The sequence below is a fragment of the Roseovarius nubinhibens ISM genome, assembly GCF_000152625.1.
Lineage (GTDB): Bacteria > Pseudomonadota > Alphaproteobacteria > Rhodobacterales > Rhodobacteraceae > Roseovarius > Roseovarius nubinhibens.
Genome location: NZ_CH724156.1, coordinates 2,934,516 through 2,961,110 on the forward strand (window position 1 = coordinate 2,934,516; position 26,595 = coordinate 2,961,110).

General features: G+C 63.1%; 26 protein-coding genes and 1 pseudogene. 23 read left to right on the top strand and 4 right to left on the bottom strand.

The features are described 5' to 3' along the window. Positions 1-99: 99 nt before the first annotated feature. Positions 100-1,254 carry a CFI-box-CTERM domain-containing protein gene (locus ISM_RS14105; protein WP_009814865.1) on the bottom strand — a complete coding sequence of 385 codons (1,155 nt, stop codon included), beginning with the start codon at positions 1,252-1,254 and terminating at the stop codon, positions 100-102. A gap of 358 nt (positions 1,255-1,612) precedes the next feature. Here ISM_RS14105 and ISM_RS14110 point away from each other — a divergent pair, with 358 nt between their 5' ends. The 23 genes and pseudogenes from ISM_RS14110 (at position 1,613) to nuoN (ending at position 21,085) form a co-directional block, all read left to right on the top strand. After that, complete coding sequence (locus tag ISM_RS14110; protein WP_009814866.1) at positions 1,613-1,978, top strand: NADH-quinone oxidoreductase subunit A; 366 nt, start codon at positions 1,613-1,615, stop codon at positions 1,976-1,978. After that, positions 1,969-2,498: pseudogene (locus tag ISM_RS14115) on the top strand (NuoB/complex I 20 kDa subunit family protein). Before ISM_RS14110 ends, ISM_RS14115 begins: the two are co-directional and overlap by 10 nt. Before the next feature lie 60 nt (positions 2,499-2,558). Next, positions 2,559-3,167: an NADH-quinone oxidoreductase subunit C gene (locus ISM_RS14120; RefSeq protein WP_009814868.1), complete on the top strand. Its 609-nt coding sequence runs from the start codon at positions 2,559-2,561 to the stop codon at positions 3,165-3,167. Then, positions 3,167-4,387: an NADH-quinone oxidoreductase subunit D gene (locus ISM_RS14125; protein WP_198011691.1), complete on the top strand. Its 1,221-nt coding sequence runs from the start codon at positions 3,167-3,169 to the stop codon at positions 4,385-4,387. Before ISM_RS14120 ends, ISM_RS14125 begins: the two co-directional genes overlap by 1 nt. After that, positions 4,384-4,671 (top strand): hypothetical protein, encoded by a 288-nt coding sequence (locus ISM_RS14130; RefSeq protein WP_156783402.1) that lies wholly within the window; start codon positions 4,384-4,386, stop codon positions 4,669-4,671. The genes ISM_RS14125 and ISM_RS14130 overlap by 4 nt, the downstream gene beginning before the upstream one ends. A 61-nt stretch (positions 4,672-4,732) precedes the next feature. After that, positions 4,733-6,046: an NADH-quinone oxidoreductase subunit E gene (locus ISM_RS14135; protein WP_009814871.1), complete on the top strand. Its 1,314-nt coding sequence runs from the start codon at positions 4,733-4,735 to the stop codon at positions 6,044-6,046. A gap of 26 nt (positions 6,047-6,072) precedes the next feature. After that, positions 6,073-6,780: a hypothetical protein gene (locus tag ISM_RS18325; protein WP_156783403.1), complete on the top strand. Its 708-nt coding sequence runs from the start codon at positions 6,073-6,075 to the stop codon at positions 6,778-6,780. A gap of 18 nt (positions 6,781-6,798) precedes the next feature. Continuing rightward, positions 6,799-7,017: a DUF5337 domain-containing protein gene (locus ISM_RS14145; protein WP_040618104.1), complete on the top strand. Its 219-nt coding sequence runs from the start codon at positions 6,799-6,801 to the stop codon at positions 7,015-7,017. 7 nt (positions 7,018-7,024) lie between these two features. Then, entirely contained in the window at positions 7,025-8,320 is a 1,296-nt protein-coding gene (gene nuoF, locus ISM_RS14150) for an NADH-quinone oxidoreductase subunit NuoF (RefSeq protein ID WP_009814874.1), read from the top strand. Between the two features lie 49 nt (positions 8,321-8,369). Continuing rightward, positions 8,370-8,789: an MAPEG family protein gene (locus ISM_RS14155; protein WP_009814875.1), complete on the top strand. Its 420-nt coding sequence runs from the start codon at positions 8,370-8,372 to the stop codon at positions 8,787-8,789. A gap of 12 nt (positions 8,790-8,801) precedes the next feature. Then, complete coding sequence (locus ISM_RS14160; protein WP_156783404.1) at positions 8,802-9,161, top strand: hypothetical protein; 360 nt, start codon at positions 8,802-8,804, stop codon at positions 9,159-9,161. A gap of 140 nt (positions 9,162-9,301) precedes the next feature. Further along, on the top strand, positions 9,302-9,712 hold the full coding sequence (locus ISM_RS14165) for a DUF5333 domain-containing protein (protein WP_040618574.1): 411 nt from the start codon (positions 9,302-9,304) through the stop codon (positions 9,710-9,712). Positions 9,713-9,718: 6 nt separating this feature from the next. Continuing rightward, a complete protein-coding gene (gene nuoG / locus ISM_RS14170; RefSeq protein ID WP_009814878.1) occupies positions 9,719-11,746 on the top strand; it encodes an NADH-quinone oxidoreductase subunit NuoG in 2,028 nt (675 codons plus the stop codon). Further along, positions 11,746-12,153 carry a hypothetical protein gene (locus ISM_RS14175; RefSeq protein ID WP_009814879.1) on the top strand — a complete coding sequence of 136 codons (408 nt, stop codon included), beginning with the start codon at positions 11,746-11,748 and terminating at the stop codon, positions 12,151-12,153. The genes nuoG and ISM_RS14175 overlap by 1 nt, the downstream gene beginning before the upstream one ends. Before the next feature lie 7 nt (positions 12,154-12,160). Then, entirely contained in the window at positions 12,161-13,198 is a 1,038-nt protein-coding gene (gene nuoH / locus ISM_RS14180; RefSeq protein WP_009814880.1) for an NADH-quinone oxidoreductase subunit NuoH, read from the top strand. A gap of 6 nt (positions 13,199-13,204) precedes the next feature. After that, the gene (locus ISM_RS17810; RefSeq protein ID WP_009814881.1) at positions 13,205-13,975 is read left to right on the top strand and encodes a methyltransferase domain-containing protein; all 771 of its coding nucleotides are present in this window, start codon (positions 13,205-13,207) and stop codon (positions 13,973-13,975) included. A gap of 4 nt (positions 13,976-13,979) precedes the next feature. Beyond that, a complete protein-coding gene (nuoI, locus tag ISM_RS14190) occupies positions 13,980-14,474 on the top strand; it encodes an NADH-quinone oxidoreductase subunit NuoI (RefSeq protein WP_009814882.1) in 495 nt (164 codons plus the stop codon). After that, the gene (locus tag ISM_RS14195; protein ID WP_009814883.1) at positions 14,471-14,887 is read left to right on the top strand and encodes a carboxymuconolactone decarboxylase family protein; all 417 of its coding nucleotides are present in this window, start codon (positions 14,471-14,473) and stop codon (positions 14,885-14,887) included. Before nuoI ends, ISM_RS14195 begins: the two co-directional genes overlap by 4 nt. Further along, a complete protein-coding gene (locus tag ISM_RS14200) occupies positions 14,884-15,492 on the top strand; it encodes an NADH-quinone oxidoreductase subunit J (RefSeq protein WP_009814884.1) in 609 nt (202 codons plus the stop codon). The genes ISM_RS14195 and ISM_RS14200 overlap by 4 nt, the downstream gene beginning before the upstream one ends. A 96-nt stretch (positions 15,493-15,588) precedes the next feature. Then, positions 15,589-15,894: an NADH-quinone oxidoreductase subunit NuoK gene (gene nuoK, locus ISM_RS14205; RefSeq protein WP_009814885.1), complete on the top strand. Its 306-nt coding sequence runs from the start codon at positions 15,589-15,591 to the stop codon at positions 15,892-15,894. A gap of 5 nt (positions 15,895-15,899) precedes the next feature. Further along, entirely contained in the window at positions 15,900-18,083 is a 2,184-nt protein-coding gene (nuoL, locus tag ISM_RS14210; protein ID WP_009814886.1) for an NADH-quinone oxidoreductase subunit L, read from the top strand. Next, positions 18,083-19,639 carry an NADH-quinone oxidoreductase subunit M gene (locus ISM_RS14215; protein ID WP_009814887.1) on the top strand — a complete coding sequence of 519 codons (1,557 nt, stop codon included), beginning with the start codon at positions 18,083-18,085 and terminating at the stop codon, positions 19,637-19,639. The genes nuoL and ISM_RS14215 overlap by 1 nt, the downstream gene beginning before the upstream one ends. A 12-nt stretch (positions 19,640-19,651) precedes the next feature. Beyond that, entirely contained in the window at positions 19,652-21,085 is a 1,434-nt protein-coding gene (gene nuoN / locus ISM_RS14220) for an NADH-quinone oxidoreductase subunit NuoN (protein WP_009814888.1), read from the top strand. A gap of 194 nt (positions 21,086-21,279) precedes the next feature. Here the strand turns inward: nuoN and ISM_RS14225 are convergent, their stop codons facing one another. The 3 genes from ISM_RS14225 to ISM_RS14235 form a co-directional block, all read right to left on the bottom strand. Further along, positions 21,280-23,829 (bottom strand): hypothetical protein, encoded by a 2,550-nt coding sequence (locus tag ISM_RS14225; protein WP_009814889.1) that lies wholly within the window; start codon positions 23,827-23,829, stop codon positions 21,280-21,282. A gap of 133 nt (positions 23,830-23,962) precedes the next feature. Continuing rightward, a complete protein-coding gene (locus tag ISM_RS14230) occupies positions 23,963-25,255 on the bottom strand; it encodes an O-acetylhomoserine aminocarboxypropyltransferase/cysteine synthase family protein (protein ID WP_009814890.1) in 1,293 nt (430 codons plus the stop codon). 174 nt (positions 25,256-25,429) lie between these two features. Further along, positions 25,430-26,437: a hypothetical protein gene (locus ISM_RS14235; RefSeq protein ID WP_009814891.1), complete on the bottom strand. Its 1,008-nt coding sequence runs from the start codon at positions 26,435-26,437 to the stop codon at positions 25,430-25,432. Positions 26,438-26,595 lie beyond the last annotated feature (158 nt).

The following is a 26,595-nucleotide window of genomic DNA, read 5'->3' on the forward strand; positions in this document are numbered from 1 at the left end:
TAGCATAAAAATGCGCATGAATCGACTGATCCCGCAGTGGATGTGCGGATGTGTCGAGGGGGTGGGCGTCAGCCCCGTGACCTCTTTGCCCGAGCCTGTTTAGGTCGTCGCCTCGGGATAGGTGCGCATGAGGCGGCGCATCATGCGGCAATAGAGCCGGAAGGCGAGGCGGTTCGCGCCCAATCGGATCGCGGCGACGCAGGGCAGGATCGTGGCCCAATAGAGGGAGCGGAGCCGGGCCGCGCCGCGCGGGTCGCGGGCGAGGGCGGCGCAGATGGCGGGGGCGCGCCGGTAATACTCGGCGATGAGCGCCGCGCCTTGCGGCTGGGCGCGCAGCCAGCCGTCGCGGAAGCGGCGCAGCGTGGTGAGTTCGGTGCACGCATCGGGCCGACCCATCTCGGCACAGCAGGCGGTGGTGAGAAAACAGTCGCTGTCTTTGCGGCAGGTGGCCGGATCGCCATTGCCGCTGGCCTCGACCTGATCATAGACCATGTCATAGGCCCGGTTGACCGCGCCATAGAGATCGTTTGTGTCGATTTCGATCTCGCGCAGCCGGGTCCATTTGCCCGCCGCCTCGTCGCGATAGCCAAAGCGCAGTTGTACGCGATTTTCGGCGCTCATCAAGATGTGCTGGGTGCGCAGCACATCGGGCATTTCGGTCTCGCGTTCGGGGTGCCAGCCCTGGGTGCTCGGGTTGGTGGGGTGCAGCCGGGGCAGCCTCTCGGGATGGGTCTTGAGCACGCAGGCACCTTCGGTGAGCCGCGCCAATTGCCAGGCGTAGGCGTCGTCTTGATAGTCGTTCTTGCACAGCGCCATCGGGGTGAAGCGCATCACGATGCTGGCCGATTGATCGCTGTCGGGATCGACGATGGTCATATAGGTGCGCACCCGGCGCGGTGTGTCGCCCTGATGATCCGGGGTGAAGAGCTCGAGATAATGATGGTCGGGCAGGTGGAGCCCGCCGGATTTGCCCGCGTCGCGGAGTTTCTTCATCTCGGCGTCGTCATCATGCTGGTGCAGGCCGAAGCGGAGACCGGTGGGACGGTGCTCGCCGGTGGTCTGGCTCTCGTAGCCGATGAATGAGTCGTTTGCATAGCGGGCGACGAATTGCGTCTTGATCAACCAATCACCATGGCTGAGCTGCGCCTTGCAGCTTGGCGCGTCATAGCTCTGGGCGAAGAGCGGCAGGGCCGGGGTGGTGAGGCCGGTGGCGGAAAGCGTGCCGAGCAGGCGGCGGCGGGTCAGATGCGGCATGTCTGTCTCTTTGGTGTCTTCTCAAGGGCTTGGCGGCAGGGTGCGAAATCCGCCGCCAGGGGTCAAGTCGTCCTAAAAAATAGGTGTATTTCGCGGAATTGCGGCGAACGCTGCGGTGCCGGGCCATCCGGATTGGCGCGGGCCGAGCTGCTGAATGTCTGTGCGGAAAAGAGCGGCAGGGGGCAGATTTGCGGCATGGGGCGAGCAAAGACACAAAATTTCGATCTATCCGGCGCAACATGGGGTAAAAAATGAGACCGGCTTGATTGACCCTGCCGAGGGGCAGGGGTAAACCGACATCTGACACGCAGCCATCTGACGGCGCGCCCATGCGGGGCCGCATGAAAGGAGCCACACCTTGGAAGAGATGCTGAGAGAATACCTTCCCATTCTCGTTTTCCTGGCCGTTGCCATTGGCCTTGGCCTTGTTCTGATCTTTGCTGCCATCATCGTTGCCGTCCGCAATCCCGACCCGGAGAAGGTCAGCGCCTATGAATGCGGGTTCAACGCCTTTGATGATGCGCGGATGAAATTCGACGTGCGCTTCTATCTCGTGTCGATCCTGTTCATCATTTTCGACCTTGAGATCGCCATGCTCTTCCCTTGGGCCGTGGCCTTTAAGGATGTGTCGATGGTGGGCTTCTGGTCGATGATGGTGTTCCTGGCCGTGCTGACCGCCGGCTTTGCCTATGAGTGGAAGAAGGGGGCGATGGAATGGGAGTGAGCACGGGAGCCAACAGCGCCGGGGCCGACCGCGAGGTCGCCACGCACGCGCTCAATGCCGAGCTGCAGACAAGGGGTTTCTGCTGACCTCGACCGATGATCTCATCAACTGGGCCCGGACCGGTTCGCTGCACTGGATGACCTTTGTCTGCTGCTGCGCGGTCGAGATGATGCATGTGGCGATGCCGCGCTATGACGCCGAGCGCTTTGGCTTTGCGCCGCGTGCCAGCCCGCGCCAGTCGGATGTGATGATCGTGGCCGGGACGCTGACCAACAAGATGGCCCCGGCGCTGCGCAAGGTCTATGACCAGATGCCCGAGCCGCGTTACGTGATCTCGATGGGCAGCTGTGCCAATGGCGGCGGCTATTACCATTACAGCTATTCGGTGGTGCGCGGCTGTGACCGGATCGTGCCGGTCGACATCTATGTGCCGGGCTGCCCGCCGACCGCGGAGGCGTTGCTCTATGGCATTTTGCAATTGCAGCGCAAGATCCGCCGCACCGGGACGATCGTGCGCTAAGGCGCGCAGCAAGGACGACAGCGCGGCCTTGGGTGGCTGTGCGGGAAGAGGACTGAGACTATGAGCGAAGCCCTGAAGGAACTGGGCGCCTATATCGAGGCCAAACGCAGCGATTGCGTGCTGTCCTGGGAGGTGGTGCATGGTGAGCTGACCGTTGATGTGGCCCTGGCCAATATCACCGGGCTGGTGGAATTCCTGCGCAACGATCAGACCTGCCGGTTCTCGACCCTGGTCGATATCACGGCGGTGGATTACCCGGCGCGGCCCAAGCGGTTCGACGTGGTCTATCACTTCCTGAGCATGTACCAGAACCACCGCATCCGCCTGCGCGCCGCCGTGCGCGAAGAGGATATGGTGCCCTCGATCACCGATGTGCACCCCTCGGCCAACTGGTTCGAGCGCGAAGTTTTCGACATGTTCGGCATCCTGTTTTCGGGCCATCCCGATCTGCGCCGCATCCTGACCGACTATGGGTTCCGGGGCTATCCGCTGCGCAAGGATTTCCCGACCACGGGCTATACCGAAGTGCGCTATGACGAGGCGCTCAAGCGCGTGGTCTATGAGCCGGTGAGCCTTGTGCAGGAATACCGGCAGTTCGATTTCATGTCGCCCTGGGAGGGTGCGGAATACATCCTGCCCGGCGACGAAAAGCAGGAGGAGGCGAAATGATGGACGGCTCCAAGGGATTTCAGGACGCGCTGACCGGCGAGCAGAAAATCCGCAATTTCAACATCAACTTCGGCCCGCAACACCCCGCGGCGCACGGGGTTCTGCGTCTGGTGCTCGAGCTGGACGGCGAGATTGTCGAACGCTGCGACCCGCATATCGGCCTGCTGCATCGTGGCACCGAGAAGCTGATGGAAAGCCGCACCTATCTGCAGAACCTGCCGTATTTCGACCGCCTCGACTATGTGGCGCCGATGAACCAGGAACATGCGTGGTGTCTCGCCATCGAAAAGCTCACCGGGGTGGAAGTGCCGCGCCGGGCGAGCCTGATCCGGGTGCTCTATTCCGAGATTGGCCGTATCCTCAACCATCTGCTCAACGTCACGACGCAGGCGATGGATGTGGGCGCGCTCACCCCGCCGCTCTGGGGCTTTGAAGAGCGTGAAAAGCTCATGGTGTTCTACGAGCGGGCCTGTGGCGCGCGGCTGCACGCGGCCTATTTCCGGCCCGGCGGTGTGCATCAGGACCTGCCCGAGGATCTGATCGACGATATCGAGACCTGGGCCAAGGCGTTTCCCAATGTGCTCGCCGATATTGACGGGCTCTTGACGGAAAACCGGATCTTCAAGCAGCGCAACGCCGATATTGGCGTGGTGACCGAGAAGGATATTCTCGACTGGGGCTTCTCGGGCGTGATGGTGCGTGGCTCGGGTCTCGCATGGGATTTGCGCCGCGCGCAGCCCTATGAATGCTATGACGAGTTCGAATTCCAGGTGCCGGTGGGCAAGAATGGCGATTGCTATGACCGCTACCTGTGCCGGATGGAAGAGATGCGCCAGTCGCTGCATATCATCCATCAGGCCATCGAGAAGCTGCGCGCGCCGGACGGCAAGGGCGACATTCTGGCCCGGGGCAAGATCACCCCGCCGAAGCGTGGCGAGATGAAGACCTCGATGGAGGCGCTCATCCATCACTTCAAACTCTATACCGAAGGGTTCCACGTGCCCGAGGGCGAGGTCTATGCCGCCGTCGAGGCCCCCAAGGGCGAATTTGGCGTCTATCTCGTGTCGGACGGGTCCAACAAACCCTATCGCTCGAAGATCCGCGCGCCGGGCTTCCTGCATCTGCAGGCGATGGATCACGTCGCGGGCGGGCATCAGCTCGCCGATGTGGCGGCGATCATCGGCACGATGGACGTGGTGTTCGGGGAGATCGACCGGTGATGCGGATTGTGTCGAGCGTGGCGCTGGCCCTGTGCGGCACGGCGGCCCTGGCGCAGGCTGCGCCAGAGGCGGCGCGGGTCGCGCTCTTTGCCGAGGTCGTGGCCAAGGAGCCCGCCTGCAAGGTCGACAACCGCAACCCGAGCGAGAGCTTTCTCGCGGCGATGGAACAACATGGGTTCGACAAGACCGAGACCAAGGCCATCGCGCAGGTTCTGATCGAGGCGGGCGACGCCACCTATGCCGACCCGACTTTTACACTGACAACAGGGGAGTGCGCATCGTGATCGATCACCTGATGCAAGATGCCGCCACGCCCATGACTACGATGCACGGAAAGGCTGTCTGATGCTGCGCCGTCTGTACAAAGACCAACCCGAAAGTTTCGCCTTCAGCGCGGCCAACCAGGCCTGGGCCGAGGGGCAGATTGCCAAATATCCCGAAGGCCGTCAGGCCAGCGCCATCATCCCGTTGCTGTGGCGGGCGCAGGAGCAGGAAGGCTGGCTCACCCGGCCCGCGATCGAGCATGTGGCCGATATGCTTGGCATGGCCTATATCCGGGCGCTCGAGGTTGCGTCCTTCTATTTCATGTTCCAGATGCAGCCGGTGGGCAGCGTCGCGCATTTCCAGATCTGCGGCACCACCTCCTGCATGATCTGTGGCGCCGAAGACCTCGTGGCCGTGTGCCGCGAAAAGGTCGCGCCTAACCCGCATGAGCTCTCGCCTGATGGCAAGTTCTCGTGGGAAGAGGTCGAATGTCTCGGCGCCTGCACCAATGCGCCGATGGCGCAGATCGGCAAGGATTACTACGAAGATCTCACCGCCGAGCGGTTCGCCGAGATCATCGACGAGATGGCGGCCGGCAAGACGCCGCTGCCGGGGCCGCAGAATGGCCGCTATGCCGCCGAGCCGAAATCGGGGCTGACCAGCCTGACCGAGTTCGACAGCGGCCGCACCAAATACAATGGCTCGGTCCAGCGCGCCGCCGATATTGGCGACACGATCAAGCGGATCGATGGCACCGAAGTGCCGCTGCTGACGCCTTGGGTGACCAAGGGCGCGATGCACAAACCGGCGAAACCCGGCAAGAACATCGCGGCAGAAGAGGGCGACACGCCTGCCAAGACCGCCAAGAAGACCGAGGCCAAGGTGACCAAAGCGCCCGCCGCCAAGGAAGCGCCGAAGGATGAGGTGTCGGACAAGGCCGCGGAGGCGCTCAGCCAAAAGCCCAAGGGCCGCCCGGCGTCGAAACCTGAGACCGCAGGCGAGGCCGCGCGCGCCGATGCGCCCGCCAAGGCCCCCAAGGCCAAAACCGCCAAGGGCGATGTGCCGATGGCCGGGACCAAGGATGGCAGGGCAGAGGGCCCCGCACAGGGCAAGAAGCCGCGCACGATGAAAGCACCGCGCAAGGCCGGGGCCGATGATCTCAAGATGATCAAGGGCGTTGGTCCGAAGCTCGAACAGATGCTGCATGGCATGGGGTTCTATCATTTCGACCAGGTGGCGAAATGGAGCGCGGATGAGGTGTCTTGGGTCGACCAGAACCTCGAAGGTTTCAAGGGCCGGGTGAGCCGCGACAATTGGGTCGAGCAAGCCAAGCTTTTGTCGGAAGGCAAGGAGACCGAGTTCTCCAAACGCGCCAAGAAGGGGGGCGTTTACTAGGGTAGTTTGAGTAAAGGGGAAGAGCGATGACCAATGGACCGGATACGAGCAATTGCACGTTTATGTGCTGGCTGGGCGCGGGGCTTTTCGGCCTTGTGGTGAGCTATTTTGCGTGGCCGGGGGTCGGGCTGTTCCTCATGCTGCTGATCGCCTTGGGGATCGCGGTGCTAACGGGCTTTGTGCTGACCCAGCTGTTCTGCCGGGCGGCGCCGGAGGCCCCGAGGGCTGCCAGCTCTGAGCCTGCGAAATCCGAGCCGGTGAGCCGGGCGGCCGAAAGCGAAGCGGCCGCCGGGGCGGCGCTGGCCGCGGCCCCTGCGGCGGCGGCGACGGTGCCAGAGACGGACACGGTGACGGAGACTGTAACGGAAACGGTGACGCCGGAGCCTGCAGCTGCGCCGAAGCCGGAGCCGAAACCGGAGCCGGAGGCGGCGTCCGAGGACGACGTGGTGGTGGTTGAGAAAGTGGCGGCGGGCGATACGGGGCAGAAGCCTGCGACGCTCGAAGCGCCGCGGGCTGGCGGGGCCGATGATCTCAAGCGGATCAAGGGCGTCGGTCCGAAGCTGGAAGATTTGCTGCACGGCATGGGCTATTACCATTTCGACCAGATCGCCCAATGGGGCGCGGCCGAGGTGGCCTGGGTCGATCAGAACCTCAAGGGGTTCAAGGGTCGGGTCAGCCGTGACAACTGGGTGGCGCAGGCGAAAACGCTGGCCGCCGAGACGGGCAATGGGTAACGACGGGCAAGGGTAAGGATGAAGTCGAACAACAGGCAATCCCAGATGGGGCGTCAGGTGGCGCTGATCATCGCCGGCGTGGCGGTGTTCTGGGTTGTTGCGCTGTGGATCGGCGGACAGATGGGCGTGAGCCAGCGGGTGCTGGCGCTGTTCGATCTGATCGCGCTGGCGGGCTTTGTCTTTGCGTTTTGGAAGATTTATCAAATCTGGCGCATGCGCCGGGACAATGAAGGATAGGGGCGTCATGTTGAAGGACGAGGACCGCATCTTTACCAATCTCTACGGGATGCATGATCGCAGCCTGAAGGGGGCGCAGGCGCGCGGCCATTGGGATGGCACGGCGGGCATCCTGGCGAAGGGGCGCGACTGGATCATCGACAACATGAAGGCCAGCGGGCTTCGCGGGCGGGGCGGGGCGGGCTTTCCCACCGGTCTCAAATGGTCCTTCATGCCGAAGGAAAGCGACGGGCGTCCGGCCTATCTCGTGGTGAATGCCGACGAATCCGAGCCCGGCACCTGCAAGGACCGCGAGATCATGCGCCATGATCCGCACACCCTCATCGAAGGCTGTCTCATCGCCAGTTTCGCGATGAACGCGCATGCCTGCTATATCTACATTCGCGGCGAATATATCCGCGAGCGCGAGGCGCTGCAGGCGGCGATCGACGAGGCCTATGAGGCCGGTCTGGTGGGCAAGAACGCCTGCAAGTCGGGCTGGGATTTCGACATCTATCTGCACCATGGCGCGGGCGCCTATATCTGTGGCGAGGAAACCGCTCTTCTGGAGAGCCTCGAGGGCAAGAAGGGGATGCCGCGGATGAAGCCGCCATTCCCGGCGGGCGCGGGTCTCTATGGCTGTCCGACCACGGTGAACAACGTCGAATCCATCGCCGTTGTGCCGACCATCCTGCGCCGGGGCGCGGATTGGTTCGCGGGCTTTGGCCGTCCCAACAATGCGGGCACCAAGCTTTTTGCCATCTCTGGCCATGTGAACAACCCCTGCGTCGTCGAAGAAGCGATGTCGATCTCCTTTGAGGAGCTGATCGAGAAACATTGCGGCGGCATTCGCGGCGGCTGGGACAATCTGCTGGCGGTGATCCCCGGTGGCTCGTCCGTGCCTTGTGTGCGCGGCGAGAACATGAAGGACGCGATCATGGATTTCGACGCGCTGCGCGAGGTGGGATCGAGCCTCGGCACCGCGGCGGTGATCGTCATGGACAAGCAGACCGACATCATCAAGGCGATCTGGCGTCTGTCGAAATTCTACAAGCATGAGAGCTGTGGCCAGTGTACGCCCTGCCGCGAAGGCACCGGCTGGATGATGCGGGTCATGGACCGGCTCGTCAAAGGCGAGGCCGAGGTCGAAGAGATCGATATGCTCTTTGACGTGACCAAGCAGGTCGAGGGCCACACGATCTGTGCGCTTGGCGATGCGGCGGCCTGGCCCATTCAGGGTCTGATCCGCAATTTCCGCGATGTGATCGAGGATCGCATCAAGGCCCAGAAGACGGGCCGGGTGAGCGCGGTGGCCGCGGAATGAACGATCTCCGGACCATAGCAGGCGATGCCGGGCAGGGAGGACGCGCGCGATGAGCGAGCTGTTCGCCCCCTATGCCCATGCGATTGCCGCCATGGCCGGAATGGCCCTCTTGGTGCTTGTCCTGTCGCCGGTGACGGGCTGGATGAAGTCCAAGCTCGGCCTGGCGCCGGGGGCCGCGCCGGAGGCGGATTACAGCAATCCCGCCTATCGCTGGAACCGGGCCCATGGCAATGCGGCCGAAAACGCGGCGAGTTTTGCGCTGGTGACGCTGGCGGCGATCCTGGCCGGGGCGAACCCGGTCTGGGTCAATTGGCTGGCGTCGCTCTACCTTCTGTCGCGGCTGGTGCTCTTGGTGGTGCATGTCGGCGGCATCGGCCGGGCCGATATGGGGCCGCGCAGTTTCCTGTATGTCTTCGGTTGGCTGCTTTGCATAATTCTCGGCCTGATGGCCATAATCGCGGTGGTATAGACGATGAAGTTGATGAAGCGTCCAGTTCTGTCCCACGGGGTTCGGGCCCACGGTTTTAAGGCCCTCGGTATTCTGGCCCTTGTCGGGCTGGCGGCCTGTGGCGGCGGCGACCGTGTGTTGTTCGACGGCAAGTATTACCCGGCCAAAGCCAAGAAGGACGGTGCGCTCGAGCGGTTCGTCGTGACCGTGCGTCGCGCCGATCAGGGGCTTGAGGGCGCGCGCGAGGCGGGGCGCTACGAGGGCACCGATTACTGCATCAAGAAATTCGGCAGCTCGACCATCGCCTGGGCCCCCGGCCCGGATGCGGACCGTGCCGCGATCCTCACCGACGGCGGCAATGTCGTGCTGCGGGGCACCTGCAACAAATGGTAGGTTTTACCCGACATATCAGGGCTTTGACAGGCAAGAACACGCCGGTGTTATTGCATAACAGGGCTGCGGGTCTCCATCTCGGACGCGACCTGCCTTGCATGAAATGCAAGGCCGGCGTGTTTGGATCAAAGGAGACCAATATGCGACTGATCAAGACTGCCCTGCTGGGCCTCACCCTTGCCGGTGCCACCATGGCGAGCGCCTCGGCGCAGCCGGGACTGGCCAAGGAAAAGGACATCAACGCCGGGCTGCTCGTGGTGGCCGTGGCCGACAAGATCCGCCGCGAGTGCGACAGCATTTCGGCGCGGTTCTTTACCGCCCGGAGCTATGCGCAATCGCTCAAGGATATGGCGTCGGCGCGCGGCTATTCCGAGGCCGAGATCGACAGCTACATCAACAATGACGCCAACCAGGCCGCGATGCGCGAACGTCGCAACGCCTATTTCAAATCGAAAGGCGCGAGCAATCTGGATGCACAGAGCCTCTGTGTGCTGGGCCGCGCCGAAATCTCCAAGAAGAGCCAGATCGGCTCTCTTCTGAAAGCAAAGTGATCGCCAATGTCTGACCTTCGCAAGATCATCATCGACGGGACCGAAATCGAAGTGGATGGGGCGATGACCCTGATCCAGGCCTGTGAACAGGCGGGGATCGAGATCCCCCGTTTCTGCTATCACGAGCGGCTGTCGATTGCCGGGAACTGCCGGATGTGTCTTGTGGAGGTCGTTGGCGGCCCGCCGAAACCGGCGGCCTCCTGCGCCATGCAGGTGCGTGATCTGCGGCCTGGCCCCGAGGGCCAGCCGCCCGTCGTCAAGACCAACAGCCCGATGGTCAAGAAGGCCCGCGAAGGGGTGATGGAGTTCCTGCTCATCAACCACCCGCTCGACTGTCCGATCTGCGATCAGGGCGGCGAATGCGACCTGCAGGATCAGGCGATGGCCTATGGCGTCGATTTCTCGCGCTACCGCGAGCCGAAGCGGGCGGTCGAGGATCTCGATCTGGGGCCGCTGGTCGAGACCCATATGACCCGCTGCATTTCCTGCACCCGTTGCGTGCGTTTCACCACCGAGGTGGCGGGCATTCACCAGATGGGCCAGACCGGCCGCGGTGAGGATGCGGAAATCACCGCCTATCTCGGCGAGACGCTCGACAGCAATTTGCAGGGCAATATCATCGACCTGTGCCCGGTGGGCGCGCTGGTGTCGAAGCCCTATGCGTTCACCGCCCGTCCCTGGGAGCTCACCAAGACCGAGACCATCGACGTGATGGATGCGCTCGGCAGCAATATCCGGGTCGACACCAAGGGGCGCGAAGTCATGCGCATCCTGCCGCGCAACCATGATGGCGTGAACGAGGAATGGATTTCCGACAAGACGCGTTTTGTCTGGGACGGTCTGCGCCGTCAGCGGCTCGACAAGCCCTATGTGCGCGACAATGGCAAGCTGCGCCCCGCCAGCTGGGGCGAGGCGCTCGGCCGGGTGGCCGAGGCGATGAAGGGCAAGAAGATTGCCGGTCTCGTGGGCGACCTCGTGCCGGTCGAGGCGGCCTTTGCGCTGCGTCAGCTGATCGAAGGGCAGGGCGGGTCCGTCGAATGCCGGACCGATGGGGCCAAGCTGCCCGCCGGCAACCGGGGCGCCTATGTCGGCAACGCGACGATCGAGGATATCGACGACGCGCGGTTCATTCAGATCATCGGCTCGAACCCGCGCCTGGAAGCGCCGGTTCTCAACGCGCGGATCCGCAAGGCCTGGACCAAGGGCGCGCAGGTCGGGCTCATCGGTGAGGCGGTCGATCTGAGCTATGATTACGCCCATGTGGGCCATGACCGCGCGGCGCTGCAGGGCCTGCTGGACGCCAACCATAAAGACGAGGTTCTCGAGGCGCCGAGCCTGATCATCCTCGGCCAAGGTGCCATTTCGGAAGCCGATGGCGAGGCGGTTCTGGCCGCCGCGCAGACGCTGGCCGACGCGACCAAGTCGAAGCTCTTGATCCTGCACTCTGCCGCGGCACGGGTTGGCGCGATGGATGCGGGCTGTGTCACCGAGGGCGGGCTGAGCGCGGCGCTCGACGGGGCTGAGGTGGTCTATAATCTTGGTGCGGATGAGGTCGAAATCGCCGCCGGGCCTTTCGTGATCTATCAGGGCAGCCATGGTGACCGGGGCGCGCATCGCGCCGATGTGATCCTGCCGGGCGCGGCCTATACCGAAGAGCAGGGGCTTTTCGTCAACACCGAGGGCCGTCCGCAATTGGCGCTGCGTGCGAGTTTCGCGCCGGGCGAGGCCAAGGAAAACTGGGCCATCCTGCGGGCGCTGTCCGGTGAGATGGGCGCGCAGCTTGGCTATGACAGCCTCGCGCAGCTGCGTCAGGCGCTGGTCGCCGAAGTGCCGCATCTGGCGCAGATCGACGAGGTGCCGGAGAATGAGAGCGTGGCGCTGCCCGCGAAACCGCTCGGCAAATCCGGCGCGGCCTTCCGCAATGCGGTCAAGGATTTCTACCTGACCAACCCGGTGGCCCGGGCCAGCCAGCTCATGGCGGAGCTGAGCGCCAATGCGAAGGCGCGTCTCGAGACGCCGGTGGCCGCAGAGTAATGCAGCACGGCGCCATCATATCCCTGATCAGCCTGGCGGCGCTCGCCGGGCTGGCGGGCTGTGACACCTCCGCCTCGGGCGATGAGGTGAGCCGCTTTGCGCCGCAATATGACAGTGTGGAAACCCGTCTTCTCGATGGGGATCTGGTGAATTTCCACGTCACGATGCGCGGCGCACGCGGCATCGAGGATGTGGACCGCTATGCCGCCTGCGCCGCGGCGCAGTACACGCTCATCCGGGGCTATGGATTTGCCCGGCATGTGCGCACGAATGTGGCGGAAGAGGGTGGCGTCTGGCGCGGGGATGCGGTTTATACGATCTCGGCTGCGCTGCCCCGCGGCCTCAAGACAATCGACGCAGAAGTCGTCGCCGCAGATTGTGCGGAACAAGGAATACCGATGGTATGAGGGACTGATGGCAGATTTCTTTTCAACCCCGCTGGGCACCCTGGTGATCATTCTCGCGCAATGCCTTGCTGTGCTGGGCTTCGTGATGGTCAGCCTGTTGTTCCTCGTCTATGGCGACCGCAAGATCTGGGCCGCTGTGCAGATGCGGCGCGGCCCGAACGTGGTCGGCGTTTTCGGTCTGCTGCAGTCTGTGGCCGACGCGCTCAAATACGTGGTCAAGGAGGTGGTGATTCCCGCCGGGGCCGACCGCACCGTGTTCATGCTCGCGCCGATGATCAGCTTTGTGCTGGCGGTGATCGCCTGGGCGGTGATCCCGTTCAACGACGGCTGGGTTCTGGCCGATATCAACGTGGCCATCCTCTATGTCTTCGCCATGTCCTCGCTCGAGGTTTACGGCGTGATCATGGGTGGCTGGGCGTCGAACTCGAAATACCCGTTCCTCGGCAGCCTGCGCTCTGCGGCGCAGATGATTTCCTATGAGGTGTCGATCGGCCTGATCATCATCGGGGTGATCATCTCGACCGGCAGCATGAACTTCGGCGATATCGTCCGGGCGCAGGATGGCGACTGGGGCATGTTCAACTGGTACTGGCTGCCGCATTTCCCGATGGTCTTCCTGTTCTTCATCTCCTGTCTGGCCGAAACCAACCGCCCGCCTTTCGACCTTCCGGAAGCGGAATCGGAACTGGTGGCGGGCTATCAGGTGGAATACAGCTCGACCCCGTTCCTGCTGTTCATGGCCGGTGAATATATCGCCATCTTCCTGATGTGCGCGCTGACCTCGCTGCTGTTCTTTGGCGGCTGGCTCTCGCCCATTCCGGGCCTGCCCGATGGGGTGCTCTGGATGGTGGCGAAGATGGCCTTCTTCTTCTTCATCTTCGCGATGGTGAAGGCGATCACGCCGCGCTACCGCTATGATCAGCTCATGCGGATCGGCTGGAAGGTTTTCCTGCCGCTGAGCATCGGCTGGGTTGTGATCGTGGCGTTTCTGGCGAAATTCGAAGTGCTCGGCGGCTTTTGGGCGCGCTGGGCGATGGGGGGCTAAGCGAAAATGGGGGTGGATGTCGCTCTTTTCGACCGGCTTGTTGAGCTCTCCACGCGGTTTCAGCCGCGTGGGCGCACGCTCATGCTTGGTCGTCAGAGCTTCACGATCCAGACCCGGCATCGCAATGCCTATGACGAGTCGCTGGCCCGGCATGGCATCGACGCCCGCCGCTTTGATTTCCTGCAAGAGGATGGGTTTGCCGAAACCTTGATGGAGAAGCTTGGGTTCGGGCAGATCGAGACCATGGATTTCTCGGATTATGAAGGCGCCGCGATCCTCCATGATCTCAACAAGAAGCCCGAGCGCAAGCTGTGGAACCAGTTCGACTTTATCTTCGACGGTGGCACGGTCGAGCATGTGTTCAATGTGCCGATGGCGCTCGAAGGGCTGTACCGGATGCTCAAGCCCGGTGGCCGGCTGATTTCGGCGAACGGGCTCAATGGCTGGTACGGGCATGGCATGTATCAGTTCAACCCCGAGCTGGTCTGGACCTTCTGGCGTCGTGCCTGCAATTGCAACGTGATCGATTGCCGAGCGGTGCCTGTTGACCCGGACGACGAGTTCGGCCAAGTCGAGTTTCGGGACCCGGCCGAGACCGGTGTGCGGCTCAAGCTCAAGAACCAGATCGGCCCGGGGCGCACCTATCTCTATTACGAGGTCGAAAAGACCAAGGAGAGCCACCTGCCGGATTTCGCGCTGCAAAGCGATTATGAGACCCGCTGGAACGGACATGAAAACGCAGGTGCGACGCACCTCGAGACGGAAACGAGGACCTGAGGATATGGCAAATATCGATTATGGGCGCGCGGCGGGTTACTTTCTGCTCAGCGACTTTGTCAAAGGGTTCAAGCTGGGGCTGAAGTATTTCTTCGCGCCGAAGACCACGCTGAACTACCCGCATGAAAAAGGCCCGCTGAGCCCGCGGTTCCGGGGCGAACATGCGCTGCGCCGCTATCCCAATGGCGAAGAGCGCTGCATCGCCTGCAAGCTCTGCGAAGCGATCTGCCCGGCGCAGGCGATCACCATCGACGCCGAACCGCGCGATGATGGCAGCCGCCGCACCACCCGCTATGACATCGACATGACGAAATGCATCTACTGCGGCTTCTGCCAAGAGGCCTGCCCGGTGGATGCGATCGTCGAGGGGCCGAATTTCGAATTTGCCACCGAGACCCGCGAAGAGCTGTTCTATGACAAGGAACGTCTGCTCGACAATGGCGACCGCTGGGAAGCCGAGATCGCCCGCAACCTCGAAATGGATGCGCCCTACCGATGAGCGACACGCCCAAGAACCCCTTTGCCGAGATGATGGCCCAGGCGCAGGAGATGGCGAAAGCCTTCAATCCGGCGCTTGAATCCTTCTCGCCCAAAGGGTTCGAGGCCCTCTGGCCCACCATGCCCAAGGAACTCATGGAAATGTCCTTTGGCAAGGGGTTGAACGAGAAGGGGCTCGATGCCAAGACGCGGCTTCTGCTGGCGCTGGCCGGGTTCACGATGCTGGGGGCGCAGAACGAGACACAGATCCGCATGACGGTGCGCCACGCGCTGACGGCGGGTGCCACCGAGGATGAAATTGCCGAAACCATCGCCCAGATGACGATGTTTGCCGGTATCCCGTCGATGACCCGCGCCATGGAATTCGCGCGCGAGGTCTTCGCGGAAAACGAGACGAAGGGACAAGACACATGACCGTCTTTGCACTGGCCTTTTACCTGTTTGCGACCTGTGTGATCGTGGGCGGGCTGTTCACCGTGATCAGCCGCAACCCGGTGCATTCGGTCCTGTGGCTGATCCTGAGCTTTCTCAGCGCGGCGGGGCTTTTCGTGCTGCTTGGTGCCGAGTTCGTGGCGATGCTGTTGATCATCGTCTATGTCGGCGCGGTGGCGGTTCTCTTCCTCTTCGTGGTGATGATGCTCGACGTGGATTTTGCCGAGCTCAAGGCCGAGATGGCGCGCTATATGCCGCTGGCCCTGCTGATCGGGGTGGTGCTTTTGATGCAATTTGCGCTCGCCTATGGCGCGTGGGACTTTGCCGAAGGCGCCGAGGCGGCGCGCGGCGCGGTCACGCCCGATGGGGTCGAGAACACCGCGGCCCTCGGCCTGCTGATCTATGACAAGTATTTCCTGCTGTTCCAACTGTCCGGTCTCATCCTGCTGGTGGCGATGGTGGGGGCGATTGCGCTGACCTTGCGCCACCGTCAGGACGTCAAGCGCCAGAACGTTCTGGCCCAGATGTACCGCGATCCGGCCAAGGCGATGGAACTGCGCGATGTGAAACCGGGGCAGGGGCTCTGAGCCCCGGACCAACCGGATGACGAAACGAAGCAATCGGTCCGCGCCAGTCGCGGGCCAGCGACGCACAAAGAAACGGGCACGACCCGGAGGGACGACATGATTGGACTGGAACATTACCTGACGGTGGCGGCGGCGCTGTTCGTCATTGGCATTTTCGGGCTCTTTCTGAACCGCAAGAACGTGATCATCCTGCTCATGTCCATCGAGCTGATGCTCTTGTCGGTCAATATCAACCTGGTGGCCTTCTCGAGCTATCTGGGCGATCTGGTGGGCCAGATTTTCACGCTCTTCGTGCTGACCGTGGCGGCCGCCGAAGCGGCCATCGGCCTCGCAATCCTTGTGTGTTTCTTCCGTAACCGCGGCACCATCGCCGTGGAAGACGTGAACGTGATGAAAGGCTGAGCCAGATGATTTTCAAGACAATCCTCTTTGCGCCGCTCATCGGGGCGCTCATCGCGGGCTTTGGCTGGCGGATCATCGGCGACAAGGGCGCGCAATGGGTCGCGACCGGCCTGCTGTTCCTCGCCTGTCTGCTGAGCTGGGTCGTGTTCCTCGACGGGGCGCATCATGCCGATCCCGTTCACATCCTCACCTGGGTGCAATCCGGCACGCTCGACAGTGCCTGGGCGGTGCGGGTCGACCGTCTGACCACGATCATGCTGATCGTGATCACCAGTGTCTCGGCGCTCGTGCATCTCTATTCCATGGGCTACATGGCGCATGACGAGAATTTCGCCGAAACCGAGAGCTATCGCCCCCGGTTCTTTGCCTATCTGTCGCTGTTTACCTTTGCCATGCTGATGCTGGTGACGGCGGACAACCTCGTGCAGATGTTCTTTGGCTGGGAAGGCGTGGGCCTCGCGTCCTATCTGCTCATCGGGTTCTACTATCGCAAGCCCTCGGCCAATGCGGCGGCGATCAAGGCCTTCGTCGTCAACCGGGTCGGCGATTTCGGCTTTATCCTCGGTATCGCGGGTCTGTATTTCATGACTGACTCGATCCTCTTTGACGATATTTTCGCGGCCGCCCCGGAGCTGGCGGAAACCAGCGTGAGCTTCCTGTGGACCGAATGGAACGCGGCGAACCTGCTGGCCTTTCTGCTCTTTGTCGGCGCGATGGGGAAATCGGCCCAGCTCTTCCTGCACACTTGGCTGCCGGACGCGATGGAAGGTCCGACCCCGGTGTCGGCGCTGATCCATGCCGCGACCATGGTGACGGCGGGCGTCTTCCTCGTCTGCCGCATGTCGCCGCTGATGGAATACGCGCCTGAGGCGACGGCCTTCATCACCTTCCTCGGGGCGACCACGGCCTTTGTCGCGGCGACCATCGGTCTCGTGCAGAATGACATCAAACGCGTCATCGCCTATTCGACCATGTCGCAGCTCGGCTATATGTTCGTGGCCGCCGGTGTCGGTGTCTATTCGGTGGCGATGTTCCACCTCTTCACCCACGCGTTTTTCAAGGCGATGCTGTTCCTTGGCGCCGGTTCGATCATCCACGGGATGCATCACGAGCAGGACATGCGGAACTATGGCGGGCTGCGTAAAAAGCTGCCCTATACCTTCTGGGCGATGATGATCGGCACGCTAGCAATCACCGGCGTCGGCATCCCGCTCACAACCATCGGTTTTGCCGGCTTCCTCAGCAAGGATGCGGTGATCGAGAGCGCCTATGCCGGCACGCAGGGGGGCTATGCCTTCTGGATGCTGGTGGTGGCCGCGCTCTTCACCAGCTTCTACAGCTGGCGTCTGATGTTCCTCACCTTCTGGGGCGAGCCGCGGGGCGACAAGCACACCCATGATCACGCGCATGAAAGCCCGATGGTCATGCTGGTGCCGCTGGGCGTGCTGGCGCTTGGTGCGGTGTTCGCCGGGATGATCTGGTACAACAGCTTCTTTGGGAAAACCGACAAGGTTGCCAATTTCTTCAACGTGCCCTTCGTGGCCGAGGCAGCCCATGGCGACGATCATGGCGCGGCCAAGGATGACCATGGCGCAGAGGCCAAGGCGGACGATCACGGCACAGAGGCGAAAGCCGACGATCATGCAGCGGCTGACGCGGGTCATGGCGAGGACAAGGCCCATGGCAAGGCAGACGGCAAAGCCGCCAAGCCGCATTACGTCCTGAGCGGCAATCCCGGGGCAGGGGCGATTTACGCCGGGCCCGAGAATGACGTGATCAACGAGGCGCATTACGTGCCGAAATGGGTCAAGCTCAGCCCGTTCATCGCGATGCTCATCGGTCTGGCCACCGCGATCTGGTTCTATCTCGTGAACCCGAGCCTGCCCGGCCGTCTCGCGCAGAACCAGCGTCCGCTCTACCTGTTCCTGCTCAACAAATGGTACTTTGACGAGATCTATGATTTCGCCTTTGTCCGCCCGGCCCGTGCGCTTGGCGCGCTGCTGTGGAAACGCGGTGACGGCAATGTCATCGACGGCACGATCAACGGGGTTGCGATGGGGATCATCCCCTTCTTTACCCGCCTCGCTGGCCGCGCGCAGTCCGGCTATATTTTTACCTATGCCTTTGCCATGGTGATCGGGATCGCGGTCCTTGTCACATGGATGACGATCAGCGGGGGAGCTGAGTGATGTCGAACGTCCTGACTATGACAACCTTCATCCCGCTGATTGCCGCAGCGATCCTTGCGATCTTTCTGCGCGGTGAGGATGAGTTTGCCCAGCGGGCGGCGAAATGGGTGGCTCTTGTGGCCACGGTGCTGACCTTCCTCGTCTCCATCGCCATTCTCGCCCAGTTCGACCCGGCCAACCCCGGCATGCAGATGGTCGAAGAAGCGCCCTGGCTCATGGACATCAAGTATAAGATGGGCGTCGACGGGATCAGCATTCTTTTCGTCATGCTGACCACCTTCATGATGCCGATCACCATTGCGGCCTCGTGGAACGTGACGACGCGGGTCAAGGAATACATGATCGCCTTCCTCGTGCTCGAGACGCTGATGCTCGGCGTGTTCATGGCGCTCGATCTCGTGCTCTTCTACCTCTTCTTCGAGGCGGGTCTGATCCCGATGTTCCTGATCATCGGGATCTGGGGCGGCAAGGAGCGTATCTACGCGAGCTTCAAGTTCTTCCTCTATACCTTCCTCGGCTCGGTTCTGATGCTGGTGGCGATGGTGGCGATGTTCGCGGATGCGGGCACCACCGATATCGTCGCACTGATGAAGCATGAGTTTGCCTCGGAGAGCTTCTCTGTCCTCGGCATTCATGTGCTGGGCGGGATGCAGACGCTTCTCTTCCTCGCCTTCTTTGCGAGCTTTGCAGTCAAGATGCCGATGTGGCCGGTGCACACCTGGCTGCCCGATGCGCACGTGCAAGCGCCGACCGCCGGGTCGGTGGTGCTGGCGGCGATCCTGCTCAAGATGGGCGGCTATGGCTTCCTGCGCTTTTCGCTGCCGATGTTCCCGGTGGGGGCGGATGTGCTGACCCCGCTGATCCTGTGGATGAGCGCGATCGCCATCGTTTACACCTCGCTCGTGGCGCTGGCCCAGCAGGACATGAAAAAGCTCATCGCCTACAGTTCCGTGGCGCATATGGGCTATGTCACCATGGGGATTTTCGCGGCCAACCAGCAAGGCATCGACGGCGCGATCTTTCAGATGATCAGCCACGGCTTTATCTCCGGCGCGCTCTTTCTCTGTGTCGGCGTGATCTATGACCGGATGCACACCCGCGAGATCGATGCCTATGGCGGGCTCGTGAACCGGATGCCGGCCTATGCGCTCATCTTCCTGCTGTTCACCATGGCCAATGTCGGCCTGCCGGGCACCAGCGGGTTCATCGGCGAGTTTCTCACCATTCTCGGGGTCTTCCAGGTCAACACCTGGGTGGCGCTGGTCGCGGCGACGGGGGTTATCCTCAGTGCGGGCTATGCGCTCTGGCTCTATCGTCGGGTGGTGATGGGCGAGCTGATCAAGGAGAGTCTCAAGTCGATCTCGGACATGACCACACGCGAACGCGCGATCTTTGCGCCGCTGGTGGTGATGACCCTGCTGCTGGGTGTCTATCCCAGCCTCGTGACCGATATCATCGGCCCCTCGGTCGAGGCGCTGATCACCAATTACGATACCGCGGTGTCGGAGGCGCAGGCTGTGACACAGCATGCCGCGACCTCGGCAACCTCGCATTGACGGAGACCTAAGATGATCCAGGCTGATCTGAATATTCTGCTGCCCGAGATTGTGCTCGCGGTCTATGCGATGCTGGGCCTGCTGGGCGCGGTCTATACCGGCAAGGACCGGATGGCGGGGATGCTGGTCTGGCTGACCGCCGGGCTGTTCGTGGCGCTGGCCTTCTATATCGCCTCGGCCACCGGCACGCGCACGGCCTTTGGCGGCATGTTCATCGACGATGGCTTTGCTCGCTTTGCCAAGGTGACGATCCTGCTCAGCGCAGCGGCGGTTCTGGTGATGAGCCAGGATTACATGGCGCGGCGCAACCTGCTCAAGTTTGAGTACCCGATGCTTGTGACGCTGGCCGCGGTCGGCATGATGGTGATGGTGAGCGCGGGCGATCTCATGGCGCTTTACATGGGGCTCGAGCTGCAATCGCTGGCGCTCTATGTGATTGCTGCATTGCGTCGTGACAGCGTCAAATCCACCGAGGCCGGGCTCAAGTATTTCGTGCTGGGCGCGCTCAGCTCTGGTCTGCTGCTCTATGGGGCGTCGCTGGTCTATGGCTTTGCCGGGACGACCTCCTTTGCCGGGATCATCACCGCGGCCGAGGGTCACGCGCCGCTGGGGCTGCTTCTGGGCCTCGTCTTTGTGATCTCGGGCATGGCGTTCAAGATCTCGGCGGTGCCGTTCCACATGTGGACGCCCGACGTCTATGAAGGCGCACCGACCCCGGTCACCGCTTTCTTTGCCACCGCGCCCAAGATGGCGGCGATGGGGCTTTTCGCGCGGGTGGTCTATGACGCCTTTGGCGGCATCATGTCCGACTGGCAGCAGATCGTGGCGTTGCTGTCGGTGCTGTCGATGTTCCTCGGCGCCGTGGCGGCGATCGGTCAGCGCGATATCAAGCGGCTCATGGCCTATTCCTCGATCGCGCATATGGGTTATGCGCTGATGGGGCTGGCGGCCGGGACCGAGCTTGGCGTGCAGTCGATGCTCATCTACATGGCGATCTATGTGACGATGAATGTCGGCACCTTTGCCTTTATCCTGTCGATGAGCCGGGACGGCCAGCCGGTGACGGATATCCAGGGTCTCAACATGTATGCCCGCGCCAACCCGGTGCGTGCGCTGTCGATGCTGGTTCTTCTGTTCAGCCTCGCGGGCGTGCCGCCCTTCCTTGGCTTCTTTGGCAAGTTCTACGTGCTGCGCGCGGCCTATGAAGGTGGGCTCGCGTGGCTCGCTATTGCCGGTGTGGTGGCCTCGGTGATCGGTGCCTATTACTATCTGCGGATCGTCTTCTTCATGTATTTCGGCGAAGAGCGTGAGCCGCTGGACCGGCCGCAATCGCCGGTGCTCTGGGGCTTTCTCGTGGCCTCGGCAGGCGTGATGACCGTGGGGATCGTGTTCCTCTTCGGCATCGAGAACGTGGCGCAGGCCGCGGCCCTGTCGCTCATCAAGTGATCTGAAGTCTGGCCCTTAGGGGCCGGGACGCTCGAGACACTAGAACGGCGCGCCTTGAGGGGCGCGCCGTTTGTGTTTGTGGCTGGTGGTCGGTGGTTTTGGCCATGGGCCGCGCGTGGGGCAGGCCCATGGTTTTGGGGTATTTGAAACCAGAAAGAGGGGCTGCTGTGCCCGAGTGATGCGGTGCTGCGGGCTTAGCCGCGGGGCATGGTCAGCACGACATTCTTGCCGCGTTTGACGTAGCGCAATTCGCTGCTGCCGATGGCCGAGACCGAGCCGCCGTCGAGCCTGTCGCCGACCTTGACCTTCTTGTAGCGGCCATTGGAGAGCCGGACGAGGGCGCGGCGGCTGTTGGCCGAGCCATAGACGCCGATGAGATTGACCTTGCGCAGGTTGATCACATTCTGTTCGGTCGCCTGCTTCGAGACAGAAGCCGCCGAAGGGCGCGAGGGCGCGAGGCTCTGTGCGGCGGGGACCGGCGTGCTGGCGGCCACTTTACGGGCGCGCTCGACCTTGTCGGCAAAGCCGCGCGGGCGCGGTTTGGGTTGCGGCGAGATCTGCACCGCTTGACGGGTGGGCGAGACGAAGGCGCCGCGCGCCGGGTCGGTGGCGGCAACATTCGCGGTCGAGGCGGCGGCCACGGCTGCGGTGATCGCGGCCGTATCGACGGCGGGGGTCGCAGGCTCGGCCGCGGGCTCGGGTTCCGGCTCTTGCGCGGCGGCGGCTTGCACCACGCTTTGCGGGCGCAGGCGCGGGCGATTTTGGGCCAGTTCGGAATTTGCGGCGGGTGTTTCCACCTCCGTAGTAAGATCTTCGGGGCGGAGTTTTGGGGCGACCTCGGCCAGGCTGCCAAGGGCGGCCGTGTCACTGGTGGCCTCTATCGTCTCGGCCGTGGTGGCCTCGGCGCTTGCCGCGTCCGCCGGGCGGGCCATGTCGCGCGGCGGGGTGCGCTCGGGTCGGCCGGCGATGACGCGTACGCCTGTCTCCGAGCCTGTGTCGGTTGCCGCCACGGCGGGCCCTGTGCTGGGTTCTGTGCCGGGCCCAGTGCTGGGCACTGCGTCGAGCGAAATGGCGGGGGTCGCTACCGCGCCTGCCTCGGACGGGGCCACATCGCCCAATGCGGCGAGGCGGAGCAGGGCGCTCGGCTCTGGGCGCGACAGCGGGAGATCGGCGCTTGTCAGGCCGAGGCTGCCGAGCGGGGTCGCGGCGGGCTCTTCCGGGGCGGCGGGGGCCATCTGCCAGATACCTGTCGCGGCATAACGGGCGCGCGCCTCATCGGCGGTGAGCGCCACGGGGACCAAAGGCGTGACCGGGCGGCTGGTGTCTTGCGAGCTATCGCTTTGCGGGTCCGGGCGCACCACTCGGGCGGGGGTGGCCTGCGTGCCGGTGGCGAGCGCTATGGGGTCCTCGGGGTCGGGCTGGCTGCTCAGCGCGACGGTCTCTGTGGGCTCAGCTTGCTTGTCTTTGAAAAGGCCCGCGAGCCCTTCGTCGAGGGTCGAGGCCCAGAGCGCCACGGCGACCAAGAAGACGATCAGCGCGGCGGTCAGAATTAGGCCGAGAAAGCGCGGCTTACCACCCACCTGCTGTTCGCGCGCGCCAAAGACGGTCAGGCGGTTCTTTTCCTCGTCGCGCGGCCTGGTCCCGGGTCTGGCGGGCTTGCGTGCCTGTGCGGTACTGTCTGCAGCGCTGTCCTTGGCGGATTTCGCCGGAGAGGCTTTGCGGCGGCGGGAAAAGAAGCTGCCGGATGATGTGGCCTCGGGCGTCGCCTCGGCGCGCGGAGAGGCGGCAGGGCGCGACGCGGCTGTGGCGGCGAGAGGGGCGGCGTTCGCAGCTTTGGGGGCGGCAGTGGCCAGCGGGCTGAGCCGCGACACACCTTCGAGGCGCGGCGCGTCGTCAGCGGCATCGTCACCGCGCTTGGCGCGAATGCTGGTGAACCCGGCCTTGGCGGGGGGGGCGCTGTCATCGCTGCTTAGGCTCTGGGCCAGCGCATCGCGCATCTCGGTCGAGGGCGGGGTGTCTGGCTTTGGCGCAGGGGCTTTGGCAGGCGCGGGCGCGGTGAGATCGACCTCGGGCAGGGTGAGGGTGATATTGGGCGTGTCTGTATCCGGCGCCTGATCCGGCAGTGTTGGCTCTGCCGTGGTCTCGGGATCTGCAGGCGCGGGCGAGGCCTCGGCCGGAGCTTCGAGCGGCGCGCTCTGCACCGGGATAACTTGGATGCGCGACATGTCGCGATCAACGGTTTCCCCCTCCGCCAGGTAGCGACCTGCCACCGAGGTGGTGCCAAAGAAAGGCTCGCCGGTGAAACATTCCTCGGCCGGGAGCGCCACGAAACTGACCGGGGCGAAGTCATGCTCGACGGCAAAGGCCTCGGCCTCGGCCAGGGTTTCACGCGCCACGGCGGCAATCTGCACCCGGTCGCCGGACACCGACCAATCATAGGCCAGATCGGAGAGCGCATAGGGCGTGGCCCCGTCAAGCGCCGCCGCCACGAACCCGGCGCGATCCTCGGCCCAGCTCTCATCCGTCGGCAGATCGAGATATTTGATCTGACCATCTGGGATCACGAGCTTGGTGGTAAAGCCGGAGGGCGCGAATTTTTCCGCCTGGAGCCGCAGGTCGGCCAGCGCCTTGCTCAGGTCCGGCTGATCGAGATCGACCTCGCCCACCTGATGCCAACCCATATAGGCGCGGCGCAGAAGGCCGATCCCGTCGAACGAAAGAGAGAGGGCAAAATTCGGTTTCATCGGCTCAAATTTATCACTGGCTCATACTCGGCGCGAGTCATCATGACAGGCGGGCGCAGGAGGAGGCGGTTTCCTGCTGGAACAGGGGGGATGGCCGATCCGCGAACCGGCCATCCAGAGGTGTCAGCTGCGCTCAGCCATGCGCCGCATTCAGCGCCTGATCGAGATCGGCCATGAGATCCTTGGCGTCTTCGATGCCGATCGAGATCCGCACCACATTGGGCGCGGCACCGGCGGCTTTTTGCTGCTCTTCCGAGAGCTGGCGGTGGGTGGTCGAGGCGGAATGGATCACCAGGCTGCGCGTGTCGCCGAGATTGGCCACATGGCTAAAGAGCTCGAGACTGTCGACGAATTTGACGCACGCGTCATAGCCGCCCTTGAGCGCCACGGTGAAGAGCCCGCCAGCGCCTTTGGGGCAGATCCGCGCCACCCGGTCATGATAGGGCGACGAGGCGAGACCGGCATAGGTCACAGCCTCGACATGGGGGTGGTTTTCGAGCCATTCGGCGATCTTCTGGGCGTTGTCCACATGACGCTCCATGCGCAGCGACAGTGTCTCGATCCCCATCAGCGTGTAATGCGCCGCCTGCGGGTTGAGCGTCATGCCGAGATCACGCAGCCCGATGGCGATGCCATGGAAGGTAAAGGCCAGCGGGCCAAAGGTCTCGTGGAACTTGAGCCCGTGATAGGCCTCTTCCGGGGCGCTGAGCGACGGGAACTTGTCCGAGGCGGACCAGTCGAACTTGCCCGAATCCACCACAACGCCGCCGGTCACGGTGCCATTGCCGGTGAGGTATTTGGTCATCGAATGCACCACCAGCGTCGCGCCATGTTCGATGGGACGGCAGAGATAGGGCGTGGCCGATGTGTTGTCGACGATGAGCGGCAGGCCCGCCGCATCGGCGATCTTGGCCAGCGCGTCGATATCACTGACATAGCCGCCGGGGTTGGCGATGGATTCGCAGAACACGGCGCGGGTGTCGTCATCGATGGCCGCCTCCACCGCCGCGAGATCATCGGTGTCGACGAATTTCGCGGACCAGCCGAACCGCTTGATCGTCTGGCTGAATTGGGTGATCGAGCCGCCATAGAGCCGGGTCGAGACTACCACATTGCGCCCCGGCGCCATGAGCGGAAAGAGCGCCATGATCTGCGCCGCATGGCCCGAAGAACAGCACACCGCGCCGACCCCGCCCTCGAGCGTGGCAATACGTTCCTGCAGCACGGCCACCGTCGGGTTGGTCAGCCGCGAGTAGATGTAGCCCACCTCTTGCAGATTAAAGAGCGCGGCGGCGTGTTCGGCGTCGCGAAACACATAGGCCGTGGTCTGATAGATCGGGGTCTGACGGGCACCGGTCGCCGGATCGGGGCGGGCGCCTGCGTGGATCTGCAGCGTGTCGAAGCCATAGCTGGGGGCGTCGGTCATAGGGATATCCTCCTCGGTTGGTTGCGAGAATTGTTAGGGGATCGGCGGGCGGGTCACAATCTTTATCGGCCCCTCAATCGGCACTCTCGCGGTGTCAAATCTGACGAAGACCTTGCCTCTTTCTGGGTCCAAATACCCAAAACCCACGGCCCGGTCCCGGCGGATCATTGGCGTTCAGCGCATCCAGAAGCCTTCGCGCTTGATCTTGTTGCGGATCGCCTGTTCGCGGCGGGGCAGGTCGTTTTGATCAAAGAGCGCGCGCACCTTCTGACCGCGGCCCTGATAGACCATGCGCTTGATCGGGTCATAGCTCTTGGCGACCTTCTTGACCCGGTTGGGGGCAAGGGCCGCCTCGATCTCGGCCACAACGGCATCGGATTCGCGCGCATAGAGCAGCGGCAGGATGCGGTAGTGACAAGAGACCTCGCCATCGAGAAGCCCGCCGGGCAGGGCCTCGCGGCCGCCGCCGAGACTGTGGATCACGAGCGGCAGCGCCACCTGATCGAGCCAGGGGTCGAGCTCCTGACAGATCAGCTCTTCGGGGGCGTCGTCGCGGATATGCACGGCGTAGTCGAGAAAACGCTGCCCAAAGACACGCGGGCATTTGTAGAAAAAATAACCCGCGTTGAAATAGAGATAGCGCTTCCAGTATTCATCGGGCTGGCTCAGATCGAGGGAGCTGGCGAAATCGAGGCCGAACTTGTCATAGAGCGATTTCCACGTGGCGGCATAGCCCGGACCGTAGAGCTCGATCTGCGGCCAGGTGCCTTCGCGGCGCAGCGAGGCGGTGGGGCGGTCGAAATCAAACGGCACCCTCGACAGATCGCCGGTGATGAGCGTGTCCGTGTCGAAGAAGACAAACGGCTCGCCCTCGGGCAGGGCAAAGAGCGCCTCGATCTTGTTGCCATAGGGATAGCTCTGCCCGAAATGCAGGCTCTCGAAGGGCAGGATCTCGGCACCCAGATCCTGCAAGAGCTCGCGGGTCTCGTCGTGTTTGATGCGCGGATCGGAAGTGCCCCAGGCGGGTCCGGGCTGCGGTTCGGCCACGAAAAGCCGGCCTTGGAAATCGGGATTGTTGCGGCGGAATGAGCTGCAGAAAATCACCGCCTCATATTGAAGACGGCCGCCCTGACCAATGATCATCACGTTATAGGGTGAAGAAGGGGTCACCTTGCGCGCCATGCCTGTTCCGTTCACTCGATACTGCTCGGGCGTCACTATAGGCAGAAAAATTCCATGGCAGAAGGGGGAGATGTGCCGATCTCGGGCCAAATCCTTGCGGGGCTTGCAGAATCGCGGCCCGCGCCGGACCATGCCCGCCTATCATCTGCGGAGCCATC

Excerpts from the sequence above, each read along its gene's own strand:
- ISM_RS14105 (WP_009814865.1), bottom strand. The coding sequence starts at position 1,254 with ATGCCGCATCTGACCCGCCGCCGCCTGCTCGGCACGCTTTCCGCCACC.
- ISM_RS14120 (WP_009814868.1), top strand. The coding sequence starts at position 2,559 with ATGAGCGAAGCCCTGAAGGAACTGGGCGCCTATATCGAGGCCAAACGC.
- ISM_RS14125 (WP_198011691.1), top strand. The coding sequence starts at position 3,167 with ATGGACGGCTCCAAGGGATTTCAGGACGCGCTGACCGGCGAGCAGAAA.
- ISM_RS14135 (WP_009814871.1), top strand. The coding sequence starts at position 4,733 with ATGCTGCGCCGTCTGTACAAAGACCAACCCGAAAGTTTCGCCTTCAGC.
- ISM_RS18325 (WP_156783403.1), top strand. The coding sequence starts at position 6,073 with ATGACCAATGGACCGGATACGAGCAATTGCACGTTTATGTGCTGGCTG.
- ISM_RS14145 (WP_040618104.1), top strand. The coding sequence starts at position 6,799 with ATGAAGTCGAACAACAGGCAATCCCAGATGGGGCGTCAGGTGGCGCTG.
- nuoF (WP_009814874.1), top strand. The coding sequence starts at position 7,025 with ATGTTGAAGGACGAGGACCGCATCTTTACCAATCTCTACGGGATGCAT.
- ISM_RS14155 (WP_009814875.1), top strand. The coding sequence starts at position 8,370 with ATGAGCGAGCTGTTCGCCCCCTATGCCCATGCGATTGCCGCCATGGCC.
- ISM_RS14160 (WP_156783404.1), top strand. The coding sequence starts at position 8,802 with ATGAAGCGTCCAGTTCTGTCCCACGGGGTTCGGGCCCACGGTTTTAAG.
- ISM_RS14165 (WP_040618574.1), top strand. The coding sequence starts at position 9,302 with ATGCGACTGATCAAGACTGCCCTGCTGGGCCTCACCCTTGCCGGTGCC.
- nuoG (WP_009814878.1), top strand. The coding sequence starts at position 9,719 with ATGTCTGACCTTCGCAAGATCATCATCGACGGGACCGAAATCGAAGTG.
- ISM_RS14175 (WP_009814879.1), top strand. The coding sequence starts at position 11,746 with ATGCAGCACGGCGCCATCATATCCCTGATCAGCCTGGCGGCGCTCGCC.
- nuoH (WP_009814880.1), top strand. The coding sequence starts at position 12,161 with ATGGCAGATTTCTTTTCAACCCCGCTGGGCACCCTGGTGATCATTCTC.
- ISM_RS17810 (WP_009814881.1), top strand. The coding sequence starts at position 13,205 with ATGGGGGTGGATGTCGCTCTTTTCGACCGGCTTGTTGAGCTCTCCACG.
- nuoI (WP_009814882.1), top strand. The coding sequence starts at position 13,980 with ATGGCAAATATCGATTATGGGCGCGCGGCGGGTTACTTTCTGCTCAGC.
- ISM_RS14195 (WP_009814883.1), top strand. The coding sequence starts at position 14,471 with ATGAGCGACACGCCCAAGAACCCCTTTGCCGAGATGATGGCCCAGGCG.
- ISM_RS14200 (WP_009814884.1), top strand. The coding sequence starts at position 14,884 with ATGACCGTCTTTGCACTGGCCTTTTACCTGTTTGCGACCTGTGTGATC.
- nuoK (WP_009814885.1), top strand. The coding sequence starts at position 15,589 with ATGATTGGACTGGAACATTACCTGACGGTGGCGGCGGCGCTGTTCGTC.
- nuoL (WP_009814886.1), top strand. The coding sequence starts at position 15,900 with ATGATTTTCAAGACAATCCTCTTTGCGCCGCTCATCGGGGCGCTCATC.
- ISM_RS14215 (WP_009814887.1), top strand. The coding sequence starts at position 18,083 with ATGTCGAACGTCCTGACTATGACAACCTTCATCCCGCTGATTGCCGCA.
- nuoN (WP_009814888.1), top strand. The coding sequence starts at position 19,652 with ATGATCCAGGCTGATCTGAATATTCTGCTGCCCGAGATTGTGCTCGCG.
- ISM_RS14225 (WP_009814889.1), bottom strand. The coding sequence starts at position 23,829 with ATGAAACCGAATTTTGCCCTCTCTCTTTCGTTCGACGGGATCGGCCTT.
- ISM_RS14230 (WP_009814890.1), bottom strand. The coding sequence starts at position 25,255 with ATGACCGACGCCCCCAGCTATGGCTTCGACACGCTGCAGATCCACGCA.
- ISM_RS14235 (WP_009814891.1), bottom strand. The coding sequence starts at position 26,437 with ATGGCGCGCAAGGTGACCCCTTCTTCACCCTATAACGTGATGATCATT.